This is a genomic window from Actinokineospora bangkokensis, from assembly GCF_001940455.1.
Taxonomy (GTDB): Bacteria; Actinomycetota; Actinomycetes; order Mycobacteriales; family Pseudonocardiaceae; genus Actinokineospora; species Actinokineospora bangkokensis.
Genome location: NZ_MKQR01000011.1, coordinates 399,063 through 411,225 on the forward strand (window position 1 = coordinate 399,063; position 12,163 = coordinate 411,225).

Sequence of the window (12,163 nt, forward strand, 5' to 3'; positions counted from 1 at the left end):
ATCGCCGCGAACAAGCCATCTTCACCTTGCCGGACCACCGCGAACGCACACCCGTCCCAGACCCCTTGTCATAGTCAGTTGATCGGTATATACATATGATGTGAGCGACGGGGCCATGCGGGAACCGACCTTCCTGATCCTGACGGCGTTGGCCGATGGGGAGCAGCACGGGTACGGGATCCTGCGCGAGGTGGAGGCCATCTCCGGGGGGCAGGTGGCGTTGCGGGCCGGGACGCTCTACGCCGCGCTGGAGCGATTGGCGGGCAGCGGGTGGGTGGCTGTCGCGCGGGAGGAGGTGGTGGAGGGGCGGTTGCGCCGCTACTACCGGTTGACCGATGACGGGGCCACCCGGTTGCAGGCCGAGGTGGACAGGATGCGGGCGCACACGCGCGCCGCGGAAAGCAGGTTGCGGTTGCGACAGGCGGGGGGCTTCGCATGAGCGGCGCGGAGCGGCGTTACCGGCGGTTGTTGGCCCTCTACCCGAGGGACCACCGCGAGCACCGGGGGGAGGAGATGCTGGGCGTCCTCCTGGAGGGCGGGGAGCCGGGGTGGCGGGACTACGCCGACCTGGTGGCGGGCGCGCTGCGGTTGCACCTGCGGCGGGTCTTCGCGCTCGACGGGGGTGTCGACCCGCGGGACGTGCTGGCGGTGGTGAGCCTGCTGGGGCCGATCGCGGTGCTGGTGGGCGCCACCAGCGCGCTGCGCGAGGTCGCGTGGTGGGTCAAGGTGGGCTCGTTCTGGCAGATGCCGTGGTCCGAGCAGGTCCCGGACGCGCCGGTGTGGGCGATCTGGGCGATCACCGCGGTGCTCGCGCTCTGCGGGCTCCGGCGCTCGGCGGCTGTCGGCGCCTGGGTTGCCTGCGCCGCCTACGCCTGGCTGCCCACCGTGAGCCCCACCTGGCCCATCGCGATCAACGGCGGGATCGTCCTCTTGGGACTCTTCGCGGCCGCCGCGCTCACGTGGTCGGCCGGGCCCCGGCGCGGTCGGGAACTCGTGGGCGGGGCGGCGGTGCCGCTGTTCACCGCCGCCGTGGGCGTGGCCGTGTCGATCGAGGTCCTCACCTCCGGCCCGCGGTGGGTGGCGTTCGCGGAGCTGGGTGTCCTCGCCCTGGGCGCGTTCCTGGCGTGCGGGGTGCGGTCGCGGGTGGGGCGGCGGGCGGCGCTGGTGGTGGTCGTCCCCGTGCTGGTCGGTCTGCTGACCTGGGTGCTCATGCACTTCATCGGGCGCATCCCCGAGGTGTTGCAGGTCGCCATCCCGGTCGCGCTCCCGTTGGCCGTGCTGCTGGTCCTCGGGGCGCTGCCCCGCGGGCGCAGGCGGCTGCCGGGCACGCCGTCCCGACCCGGGGCTTGACCTCCAGCCCACTGGAGGTACGACGGTGGTCGGCATGGACCACACGTGGGTGACGGAGCAGTTGGCGCGGATTGACCCGGACGCGGTGGCCGAGGTCGTCGCCGAGGCGTCGGTGGTGGGGCTGGGGGTGAGCACGCGGGAGGCCCGCGAACCGTTCCAGGTAGCCGTGGACATCACGCGCGGCCTGGTGGAGCGGGGCTTCCGCGTGCTCGCGTTCCTGGACAACCCCCGCGTCGTCGACCGGTACGACCGGTACGCCGCCGGGGAGGACGTCGACCTCATGGCCGCGCTGGGGCAGGCGTGGGGGCCGTGGCGCACGCGTGAGGTCGTCGAGGCGCTGGCCTGGGTGCGCGGGTGGAACGCCCGGCACCCCGGCGACCGCGTGCGCGTGATCGGGGTGGGCCCGTCCCGGGCGCTGCCCGGTGACTACGACCGGGTGCTGGACGCGGCGGGCGCGCCGCCGCGGGTCGTGGAGCTGTTCGGGGTGATCCGCACGGCCCACGACGCAGGCGAGCACGTCCTGCGGGCCAGCGGCACCCACCCGGGGACGCCTTTCGTCGAGCTGGCGCGGGAGGCGCAGCGGCTGCTGGGCCCGCTCGACCCGACCACCGACGCGCTGGTGGCGGGCATCGTCGAGCACCACGCGAACGCCATCGGGGTCGGCTACGACGCCGAGGCCGAGGAGCGCGCGGCGGCGAACCGGCTCCTCACCGCCGCCGACCAGGGCGTGGTCCTCTGGGAGGGCAGCGCGCACGTCGCGGCGACCGGGCACATGGCCGGGGGGCACCTGCGGCGCGCGCTGTCGACCGGGTACGCCGCCGTGCACATCACCTTCGGCACCGGGCACCTGCGCGGCTTCGACGTCCCCGCGCCCGCGGCCGGGTCGCTGGAGGACGTGCTGCTGCGCGCGGGCGGCCCACGCACCCTCGTCCCCGCCGCCGACACCCCGGACGGGCCGCTGCGCACGCGCCTGATCGCCGGGGTCTACGAACCCGCCAAGGACGCGGGGGCCTACCACCGCCTGCCGTCGCTGCGGGCGGCCTTCGACGCGGTCGTGTTCCTCCCGGAGGTGACGCCTGTGCGCCCGCTCCCTGTCGCCGTGGCGCCCACCGGGCTATAAACGGGGGCTGAGCCGCAGCAGGAGGTGCCCGGTGGGCGACGTTCGGGTCGAGGTCGACGGGACGACCACGACGATCTGGTTGGACCGGCCGGAGCGGCGCAACGCCGTGGACCGGGTGGTGGCGGGGCGGTTGCGGGAGGCCTTCGAGGCGTTCGAGGCCGACCCTGGGCAGAAGGTCGCCGTGCTGGCCGGGGCGGGCGGCACGTTCTGCGCGGGCGCCGACCTCACCGCGGTGGCCGACCCCGAGCGGCGCAACGAGCTCGACCCCACCGGGGGTGGCGCGGGGCCGATGGGGCCCACGCGGATGGCGCTGTCCAAGCCGTTGATCGCGGCCGTGGCCGGGCACGCGGTGGCGGGCGGGTTGGAGCTGGCGCTGCTGGCCGACCTGCGGGTGGTCGAGCGCGACGCGGTGCTGGGGGTGTTCTGCAGGCGCTGGGGCGTGCCGCTGATCGACGGCGGCACCGCGCGGCTGCCGCGGGTGGTGGGCCTCGGGCGGGCGCTCGACCTGATCATGACGGGCAGGCCGGTCGGCGCCGAGGAGGCGCTGGCGATGGGCCTGGCGAACCGGGTGGTGGAGCCGGGCACGGCCGTCGCGGCGGCGCAGAAGTTGGCCGCGCAGCTGGCGGCGTTCCCGTTCGAGTGCCTGCTCGCCGACCGCGCCAGCACCTACGCCGGGCTCGACCTGCCGCTGGCCGAGGCGCTGCGGGCCGAGGGCGTCGCAGGCGTGCCGGTCGTGGCGGCGGAGGGCGCGGCGGGCGCGGCCCGGTTCGCGGCGGGCGCGGGCAGGCACGGCAGCTTCGAGGGGCAGGCGTGAGCCCGACCACCAGGGACCTCCTCGTCCGCGGCGCTCGCCAGCACGGCGACCGGGTGGCGGTGGTGTTCGGCGACGAGCAGCTGACCTTCCGGGAGGTCGACGAGCTGGGCAACCGGCTCGCGCACGCCCTGCTCGGGCTGGGCGCCGGGCGCGGCAGCCGGGTCGCGCTGCTGGCGGGCAACGGCCTGCTCAGCGCCCCGCTCGACTTCGCCTGCATGAAGACCAGCGTCAACCGGGTGCCGCTCAACCCCCGGCTGTCGGTGGCCGAGCACGTCCGCATGGTCACCGAGACCGGGTGCGACCTGCTGCTGCACGGCCCCGGCCTGGACGAGCACACCGCCGCGCTCGCGCGGCGGCTGCCGGGGGTGCGGTTCGTGCCCGTGGCGACCGAGCTGGTGGCGCTGGCCCAGGGCGCGCCCGCGACGCTGCCCGAGGTGCGGGTCGCGCCGGACGACGTGATCCTGAGCCTGTTCACCTCGGGCACCACCGGCACCCTCAAGGCCGCCCAGCACACCCAGGCCAGCTTCGCCGCGGTCGCGCGCAACGTGCTGCTGAACCTGTTCCCGGCGACGCCGGAGGACGGGATGCTGCACGCCGCCAGCCTCAACCACGCGAGCGGGGCGTACCTGCTGCCGCTGTGGCTGCGGGGCGCGCGGTCGATCGTGCTGCCGGGCTTCGTCCCCGGGGAGTTCCTGGCGGCGATCGCCCGGTACCGGCCCACGGCGGTGAACGTGGTGCCGACGATGCTCCAGGCGCTGCTCGACCACCCGGACTTCGCGACCGCCGACGTGTCCTCGCTGCGGCGGGTGATCTACGGGGCCTCGCCCATGCCGCGCCGGACGATCCAGCGGGCGGTGGCGGCGTGGGGGCGCGAGCGGTTCTGGCAGTTCTACGGCCAGACCGAGGTGCCGCTGTGCATCGCGGTGCTGCGGCCGGAGGACCACGTCGAGGGCAGGCTGGGCTCGTGCGGGCAGGTGGCCGCGGACGTCGACCTGCGGCTGGTGGATGCCGACGGCGACGACGTGGCGCCGGGCGAGCCGGGTGAGGTCGTGGTGCGCGGCCCGTCCGCCGCGATCGGGTACCTCGACGCCCCCGAGCTGACCGCGGCGGGGTTCCGCGACGGGTGGGTGCACACCCGCGACGTGGGGGTGCTCGACGAGGACGGCTTCCTGCACCTGCGCGACCGCACCTCGGACATGATCATCTCCGGCGGCTACAACGTCTACCCGCGCGAGGTGGAGGACGCCCTGCTCGACCACCCCGCGGTCCGGGAGGCGGCCGTGGTCGGCACGCCGGACGAGCACTGGGTGGAGGCGGTGACGGCCGTCGTGGTGGTGGCACCCGGGGTCGCCGCCGACGACGACCTGCGGGCGGAACTGGTGGCGCACGTGGCCGAGCGGATCGCCTCGTACAAGAAGCCGAGGGTGGTGCACTTCCGCGACGCGATCCCCAAGACGACGATCGGCAAGCTCGACCGCCGCGCGCTCCGGGCGCAGTTGGGGGTGTGACGCGTTCTGGACTGTACGTCCACGATCAGGACGTCTAGTCTAAGTCCCGTGGATGACGGGGACGCGGTCTTGGCCGCGCTGGTGCCGGTGGTCGAGGGGCTGGCGGCGACGTTCGGGCCCGCCTGCGAGGTGGTGCTGCACGACTACCGGCGCGGCGAGCGGTCCGTGGTGGCCGTCGCCGGGGACGTGACGGGACGGCGGGTCGGCGGGGCGCTCAGCGAGATCGGCCTGGCCGTGCTCGCGCGGGGCGACGCCGCCGAGAACGACCTCAACTACGTCACCCACACACCCACCGGCCGGGTCGTGAAGTCCTCCACCATGCCGCTGCGCGACAGCAGCGGCGCGGTGATCGGCGCCCTGTGCGTCAACCTCGACGTGACCGCCCTGCGCCAAGCGGGGGACGTGCTGGCGGCACTGGCCGGGACGACGCGCGCGCCCCTGCCCACCACGACGTTCACCGACGACTTCGAGGAGGTCGTGGACGCGGTGGTGCGCGCGGAGGAGCAGGCGCGGGGCAAGTCCGTGGACGTGCTGTCCCGGGGCGAGCGGCTGGACCTGGTGCGGGCGTTGGACGCGCGCGGCGCCTTCGCCGTGCGGGGCGCGGCGACACGGGTCGCGGCCCGGCTCGGCATGTCCCGCTCCGGCCTCTACGCCGACCTGGCCGAGTGCCGCAAGACGACGGGAGACGGCTGACATGACAACAGGAACCGCAACAGCGGTGGCACGGGCGGAGGTGACGCTGGACGCGGTGCCGACGCCGTGCGCGGTGGTCGACCGCGACATCGTGGCGGCGAACGCGGCGCGGCTGCGCGCGCACGTGGCCGGGTTGGGCGTGGCGCTGCGACCGCACGTCAAGACGGCCAAGTCGCTCGACGTGGCGCGGCTGCTGTTCGACGGCGGCACCGGGCCCGTCACGGTGTCCACGCTGGCCGAGGCGGAGGCCTTCGCCGACGCGGGTTTCCGCGACGTCCTCTACGCCGTCGGCATCGCGCCGGACAAGCTCGGCCGCGTCACCGCGCTGCGCGAGCGCGGCGTGGACCTGGTGGTGCTGCTCGACAGCGCGGCCCAGGCGCGAGCGGTTGCGGCAGCGGGAATCCCGGCGCTGATCGAGGTCGACTGCGACGGCCACCGCGGTGGCGTGCTGCCCGAGTCAGCCGAGCTGCTGGCGATCGCGCAAACTCTCGGGGACGTGCGGGGTGTGCTCACGCACGCGGGCGAGTCCTACTACGCCTACACCCCGGAAGCCCTCGCGGCAGCGGCGGAGGAGGAGCGCCGGGTGGCCGTGCGCGCCGCGGAACGCTTGCGGGAGGCCGGTTTCGCCGCTCCCGTCGTCAGCGTCGGGTCCACGCCCACCGCGCACGCGGCCACCGACCTCAGCGGGGTCACCGAGGTGCGGGCGGGCAACTTCGTCTTCTTCGACCTGGTGATGGCGGGCATCGGCGTCTGCTCCCCGCGCGACATCGCGCTCAGCGTCGTCACCACCGTGATCGGGCACCGCCCGGAGAAGGGCTGGGTGCTCACCGACGCCGGGTGGATGGCGACCTCGCGCGACCGCGGCACGGCGGCCCAGCCCGTCGACCAGGGGTACGGGTTGGTGGCCGACCTGGACGGCACCCTGATCCCCGACCTGCTGATGAGCGGCGCCAGCCAGGAGCACGGCACGCTGACCACGCGGGCGGGCAGCGGCGCCGACCTGCCCGACCTGCCGGTGGGCACCCGGTTGCGGATCCTGCCGAACCACGCCTGCGCCACCGCCGCGCAGCACGAGGCGTACCAGGTCGTCGCGGGCTCGCGGACCGTCGAGGCCGTGTGGCCGCGCGTGCGGGGGTGGTGACCGTGCGGTTCCTGGACGAGACGACCACCGCGGCGCTGATCACCGAGGAGATGGCCTACTCGGCCGCCAGGGCGGCGCTGGTCGCGGCGACGAGCGGGACGAGCTTCCCCAGCGTGCACGGGCACGGCTCGGACCCGGCGAACCGGTTCACGGTGAAGTCCGGGGCCTCGGCGGAGCTCGCCGGGGTCAAGGTGGGCAGCTTCTGGCCCGGGAACGACGCGCTGGGCCTGGCCCGGCACAGCTCGACGATCCTGCTGTTCGACCAGTCGGTCGGGCGCATCGAGGCCGTGGTGGAGGCCGCGCGGGTCAACGCCCTGCGCACCGCCGCGGCCGACGCGGTGGCCGCCGACGCGCTGGCCCGGCCGGACGCGACCACGCTGGGGGTGTTCGGGACGGGCAACCAGGCCTTGCACGAGTGCCTGGCGCTGGCCCGCATCCGTCCACTGTCGACCGTGCGGGTGGTGGGGCGCTCAGCCGAGCGCACCGAGGTGTTCGTGGACAGGCTTGCCGCGCACGGCATCGACGCCGAACCCGCTTCGGCTCAGCAGGCGTGCGGCAGTGACATCGTCGTTACCGCCACGACAGCGCGGGAACCTCTGTTCGACGCGGACTGGGTGCGCCCCGGCACGCACCTCGCCAGCATGGGATCCGACTCCCCGGGCAAGCAGGAGATGCCCGTCGAAATTGCTCACCGCGCGCGGCTTTTCTGCGACCTGCCTGCGCAATCGCGCGCAATCGGGGAGTTCCAGCACGTGTCCGGGGACATCGAAGCCGGTCGCCTCACCCTGACCGCGATCGGGGACGTCCTCACCGGTCAGGCGTCCGGGCGGCGGTCCGAGGACGACATCACGGTGTTCGACAGCTCCGGGATCGCCTTGCAGGACCTCTACATCGCGGCGGCCTTGCTGGCGGCGCACGGATCCTGAGTGGTGGGTGGATCCCGGATCCGACCCCCTGTACGGTGCGAGGCTGTTGGCGGAGCCGGAGGAGGGGTGCGCGGTGCGGGTCGGACGTGCGGGCTGGTCTGGTGTTGTCGCGGCGGCGCTGCTGTGCGCGGTGACCGCGTGCGGGTCCGGCGAGGACTCCCCCACCGCGCAGACCGCGCCCCCGCAAACCACGTCGACCACGGCGTCGACCGCGGCCCCGTCGTCCAGCTCCGCCCCGTCCGAGCAGGCGAGTGCCGCCCCCACCACCACGACGACGGGCACGTCGAAGCCGGGCAAGCCGGTGGTGACGACGGCCGCTCCCCCGGCCGCCACCAAGACCCCGCAGCAGCCCGGCCAGCAACCGGGCCAACCCCCCGTGACCCGCGTGACCGGCAACCCCGCTCGCGACGGCTACCTCGCGGACATCACCGCCGCCGGGGTGCCGGTGAGCGCGACCGGGGACGCGGAAGTGCTCATCGGGGAGGCCGTGTGCAACGAGCTGTCCAGGGGCACCGCGCGCGCCACCGTCGTGCAGAACGTGGCCTCCATCGGCGGCGGCATCACCCCGCAGGGCGCCGAGGCGATGGTCGCCGCCGCCCAGAAGCGCCTCTGCTGACGGTGCTCGCCACTGGGTCGATCACCGGTGTGCCCTGAGCGGTTCCCCAGCCCCGCCCCGCACCCGTTGCCCCGCAACGCCGGTCCGGCGATCGTGGACGCACGGTCCCCGATGAGAGGTGTTGGCAGTGGCGCGCACGAACCTGGTCCACGTCCCGCTGGTGGGCGTGCTGCCCCTGCCCGGGCGGCCCGCGCCGGTCAGCTCGCCCCGGCCAGCAGCGAGTCCCGCAGGTCCGTCGTGGTGGAGCGGGCTGGGGTGGTCGCGCGCAGGAAGCGCGTCACCGCCTCGCTGAAGCGGTGCGGGTCGTCCAGGTGCGGGAAGTGCCCCGCGCCCTCGAACAGTTCCAGCCTGCTGTGCGGGACGGCCTCGTGCGCGTCGACGCTGTGCCGCGCGGGGATGACCGCGTCGGCGTCGCCCGCGATGAACAGCAGCGGCACCTTGGCGGTGAGGTAGAGCTTGCCGGTGGCGTCGAGCCGCTGACCGGTGATGTCCAGCGCTCCGCGCGCGGTGTGCATGAACGCGGCGCGGGCGTCGTGGTCGGCCAGCGCGGCGAGCGAGCGGGCCAGTTCGTCCAGGTCGCTGGCGGTGACCGAGGGCAGCGCCCTGGCCACGCGGTGCAGCAGCGAGCCCACCCACTTGGGGGTGAGCGTCGTGGCCAGCCGCAGCGCGAGGATGCTGCCGGGGATCGTGGTGGCGCGCAGCGCCGGGGTGACCTCGTGCCCGAGCCCGCCGCTGGCCACCAGCACGAGCCGCTGGGTCATCTCGGGGAACTGGTAGGAGAACTGCATCGCCACGCCCCCGCCGAGCGAGTGCCCGACCACAGTGGCGCTCCGGTGCCCCAGGGCGACCAGCAGGTCGCGCAGGCTGGAGGCGTAGGCGGCCACCGAGTAGTCGCCGCTGCGCGGCTTGGCCGACCGCCCGCACCCCAGCATGTCCGGTGCGATCACCCTGGCGTGCTGGGCCAGGACGGGGATGACCGGGCGCCAGGTGTCGGAATCGCCCGCGAGCCCGTGCAGCAGGACGACCACCGGGCCGCGCGTGCCCGCTGCCAGGTAGGTGTACCGCTGACCGTGCAGGACGATCTCGTGCTCCTCGACCTCGACCTCGCGCCGCACCGCCACCGCCTCCTCACGTCCCGGTGACTGCTAGTTACCCCGAACGGGGGGTCTTACACACGCGCGTGCACCAGCGCACACCCCGCCGCCCCATCGGGCAAGACCGGACTGCCCACGATCCTGCCTGGTCAGACGTGTCCCCCGGGGTGCCCGCCGGGCGATGCTCGCCGTACACGGCACGGAGGAGGCGAGTGCGATGAGCGCACCGCGGACGGAGGGGACACCCCCGAGGACGATCGCGCCCCAGGGGGTGAACCCCGCGGTCGTCGAGATCATCGCCCGGCGCAGCGCCGAGCTGCGGGCGCAGCTGGAGCGGGCGACCCGCGACGACGTCACCCCGGACGGCCTGCTGCGGCTGCTCAAGCAGCTCAAGGACCACCCCCCGGGCGCACCCGGCCCGGCGCCCACCCCCTTCGACACCCCCGACGAGCCCGGCGAGACCACCCGCGGCGGCGTGCAGGCCGCGTTCGACCGGGCCAGGCGCCCGCGGAACATGAGCAAGGGCGGCAACCAGGCGGGGTGGTGGGAGGACCGGGGCACCGCCTCGGGCGCCCGCTACAAGGGGGCCGAACGCGCCCAGCAGATGCTCGCCCACCTCTCGGAACTGCTGCTCCAGGGCGTCAAGTCCGCCGAGGTCGAGGCGATGTGGGTGAACGACAGGGTGGTCGTCAGCGCCAACGAGGCGAGGAAGGTCACGGAGCTGGTGACCCGGTCGCTGGCACAGGTGCTGGCCGCCTCCAAGCCGCTGCTGGAGGCCGACTACCAGAACTTCGAGGACCACCAGGCGCGCAGGCGCGGCAAGATGGTCGACCTGGGCAACGCGCTCACCCAGGACCCCACCGCCGACACGTCCGCGGGCCGGTCCGCGGCCAACGGCGCCGAGCGGCTGGGCAGGCTGGAGCTGGACCTGGGCGAGTTCCCCTCGCAGCGCGAGGCCGTCGAGGGGATGCTGGCGACCCTGCGCGCCGAGCTGCTGCGCCAGACCGCGCCGCTGCGGGTCTCGGCGGCCGAGGCCGGGACCTGGATGGCCGACGACGCCCACCGGCACCGGGTGCTGGTCGTGGGCGCGGCGGCGACCAACTCCCACGCCGAGCAGAACCTGGTCTACGCCCTGGTGCGGGCCGACCACCGCGACAAGACCTACATCGCGGGCGGCAAGCGGCCGTGCACCAGCTGCTGGGTCACCATGGAACTGGCCAGGCGCCAGGGCTTCGACATCGTGTTCAACCCGCACCGCGGCGGGTCGTGGGAGAAGTCCGCGACGGGCGGGCTGGAGGCGGTGGCCAGGGCCCTGGGCTTCGACGACGAGTCGATCGGCCGACCGCTGGTCGCCATCATGGCCCAGGCCGGGTTCCAGCGGATCACCCGCACGCGGGGCGAGAAGGGCGACCTGGTCTTCAACCAGTGGTTCCGCAGCGCCGCGCTGAGCAAGACCAACTACACCCGCGGCACCTCCAGCGACTCCGAGTCCGACGCCGAGGACGAGACCACCGCCGAGCGGGCGGCCAAGCGCCCACCGCGCAGCACCAGGAAGCGCAAGCAACCGGAGCCCGTCGGGCGCGCGGCGGACGAGGAAGAAGAGGAAGAGGAACTGGAGGAGGTCGTCGGGCGCGGCGAGGAGGAAGAAGAAGAGGAGGAAGGCGAAGGCGAGAGCGCCATGTCCGACGACGAGGACTCCCAGGACGTGCGGGAGCCGGGCCCGAAGCGCCGCAGGACGACGACGGAGCAATGACCACCCGCCGGTGGTGGGCGCTCACCCCACCACCGGCGGCGCCGTTCAGGCGAAGGCGTCGACGCCGGTGCGGTCCGCGGACAGCGCCCACAGCCGGGCGGCCTGCTCGGGGTCGGTGGCCCAGGAGCGGACCCCGCCGCGGTCGGGGTCGTCGTCCGGTGCGACCTCGGCGACCTCGCAGTCCTCGCAGTAGAGCCCGCCCAGGCCGTCGAGCAGCGGGGAGGTCGCGGCCCACACCTGGGTCGCCGCGCCCTGCTCGGGGGTCTTCAACCAGTCGACGATCCACTCCCCCGACTCGTCCACCCACCCGGCGGCCATCATGTCCTCGTGGCTGAGGTGGCGCTGCAACGGGGTGTTGATGCCGCCGGGGTGCACGGAGAACGCCCGCACCCCCTGCTCGCGGCCGAGGGCGTCGAGGTGCACGGCGAACAGCGCGTTGGCCGTCTTGGCCTGCCCGTAGGCCACCCACCGGTCGTAGCCGGTCGCGAAGTCCACGTCGTCCCAGCGGATGCCACCGCGCCGGTGCCCGGCCGACGACAGCGCCACCACCCGGCCCCCGCCCCGCGCGATGGCGGGCCACAGCCGGTTCACCAGGGCGAAGTGCCCCAGGTGGTTGACCCCGAACTGCGACTCCCAACCGTGGCCGACGGTGCTGAACGGCGTGGCCATGATGCCGGCGCTGGTGATGACCAGGTGCAGGTCGCGCCCGGAGTCCAGGAACCCGTCCGCGAACGCCGCGATCGACCCCTGGTCGGCCAGGTCCATCGCCGCGACCTCGACCCCCTCGACGCCCGCCAGCGCCTCGGCCGCGACCTCCGGCCTGCGCGCGGGCACGACCACGCGCGCCCCGGCGGCGACGAGCGCCTGGGTCGCGGGCAGGCCGATGCCGGAGTAGCCGCCGGTCATGAGGACCAGCTTGCCGGTCAGGTCGATGCCTGCGAGGACCTCGGTGGCGGTGCTGCTGGCGGTGAACGGGGAGCCGACGGGGCGTTGCTTGTCTGCCATGGGGACGACGGTAGGTGCTGGAGTGCGCTCTAACGCAAGTCGCCGGGGGGTGCTCGGCCGCCGTCGCCTTGGGCATCAGGGGGCTTGGGGGTGTGTCGCCTCGCCTTCGGCTTCGGCTCTTGGAAAAGCCCGGTCGTTTGTTT

The 12,163-nt window shown here is 74.4% G+C and carries 12 protein-coding genes; 10 read left to right on the plus strand and 2 right to left on the minus strand.

All coding sequences use genetic code 11. The features are described from left to right. Nucleotides 1-100 precede the first annotated feature (100 nt). From BJP25_RS12680 to BJP25_RS12720, 9 genes are all read left to right on the plus strand, one after another. A complete protein-coding gene (locus BJP25_RS12680) occupies nt 101-439 on the plus strand; it encodes a PadR family transcriptional regulator (RefSeq protein WP_233158044.1) in 339 nt (112 codons plus the stop codon). Further along, on the plus strand, nt 436-1,350 hold the full coding sequence (locus BJP25_RS12685; protein WP_143219038.1) for a hypothetical protein: 915 nt from the start codon (nt 436-438) through the stop codon (nt 1,348-1,350). Before BJP25_RS12680 ends, BJP25_RS12685 begins: the two co-directional genes overlap by 4 nt. 34 nt (nt 1,351-1,384) lie before the next feature. Next, nucleotides 1,385-2,470 (plus strand): erythromycin esterase family protein, encoded by a 1,086-nt coding sequence (locus tag BJP25_RS12690; protein ID WP_143219039.1) that lies wholly within the window; start codon nt 1,385-1,387, stop codon nt 2,468-2,470. 31 nt (nt 2,471-2,501) lie between these two features. After that, on the plus strand, nt 2,502-3,284 hold the full coding sequence (locus BJP25_RS12695) for a crotonase/enoyl-CoA hydratase family protein (RefSeq protein WP_198943456.1): 783 nt from the start codon (nt 2,502-2,504) through the stop codon (nt 3,282-3,284). Continuing rightward, on the plus strand, nt 3,281-4,792 hold the full coding sequence (locus tag BJP25_RS12700) for a class I adenylate-forming enzyme family protein (protein WP_075975064.1): 1,512 nt from the start codon (nt 3,281-3,283) through the stop codon (nt 4,790-4,792). Before BJP25_RS12695 ends, BJP25_RS12700 begins: the two co-directional genes overlap by 4 nt. 48 nt (nt 4,793-4,840) lie before the next feature. Then, complete coding sequence (locus BJP25_RS12705; RefSeq protein WP_075975065.1) at nt 4,841-5,485, plus strand: helix-turn-helix transcriptional regulator; 645 nt, start codon at nt 4,841-4,843, stop codon at nt 5,483-5,485. A 25-nt stretch (nt 5,486-5,510) separates the two neighbouring features. After that, nucleotides 5,511-6,626 (plus strand): alanine racemase, encoded by a 1,116-nt coding sequence (locus BJP25_RS12710; RefSeq protein ID WP_233158045.1) that lies wholly within the window; start codon nt 5,511-5,513, stop codon nt 6,624-6,626. Between the two features lie 2 nt (nt 6,627-6,628). Further along, a complete protein-coding gene (locus tag BJP25_RS12715; RefSeq protein ID WP_075975108.1) occupies nt 6,629-7,552 on the plus strand; it encodes an ornithine cyclodeaminase family protein in 924 nt (307 codons plus the stop codon). A gap of 73 nt (nt 7,553-7,625) precedes the next feature. Next, nucleotides 7,626-8,168 carry a DUF732 domain-containing protein gene (locus BJP25_RS12720; RefSeq protein WP_143219040.1) on the plus strand — a complete coding sequence of 181 codons (543 nt, stop codon included), beginning with the start codon at nt 7,626-7,628 and terminating at the stop codon, nt 8,166-8,168. A 197-nt stretch (nt 8,169-8,365) separates the two neighbouring features. On the opposite strand, the gene BJP25_RS12725 is transcribed toward BJP25_RS12720, so the two are convergent. After that, nucleotides 8,366-9,289 (minus strand): alpha/beta fold hydrolase, encoded by a 924-nt coding sequence (locus BJP25_RS12725; protein WP_198943457.1) that lies wholly within the window; start codon nt 9,287-9,289, stop codon nt 8,366-8,368. A 190-nt stretch (nt 9,290-9,479) separates the two neighbouring features. Between BJP25_RS12725 and BJP25_RS12730 the strand changes: the two genes are divergently transcribed. After that, nucleotides 9,480-11,015 carry a hypothetical protein gene (locus BJP25_RS12730; protein WP_143219041.1) on the plus strand — a complete coding sequence of 512 codons (1,536 nt, stop codon included), beginning with the start codon at nt 9,480-9,482 and terminating at the stop codon, nt 11,013-11,015. Between the two features lie 45 nt (nt 11,016-11,060). Here the strand turns inward: BJP25_RS12730 and BJP25_RS12735 are convergent, their stop codons facing one another. Next, nucleotides 11,061-12,020: an SDR family NAD(P)-dependent oxidoreductase gene (locus BJP25_RS12735; protein WP_075975069.1), complete on the minus strand. Its 960-nt coding sequence runs from the start codon at nt 12,018-12,020 to the stop codon at nt 11,061-11,063. Nucleotides 12,021-12,163: the final 143 nt, after the last annotated feature.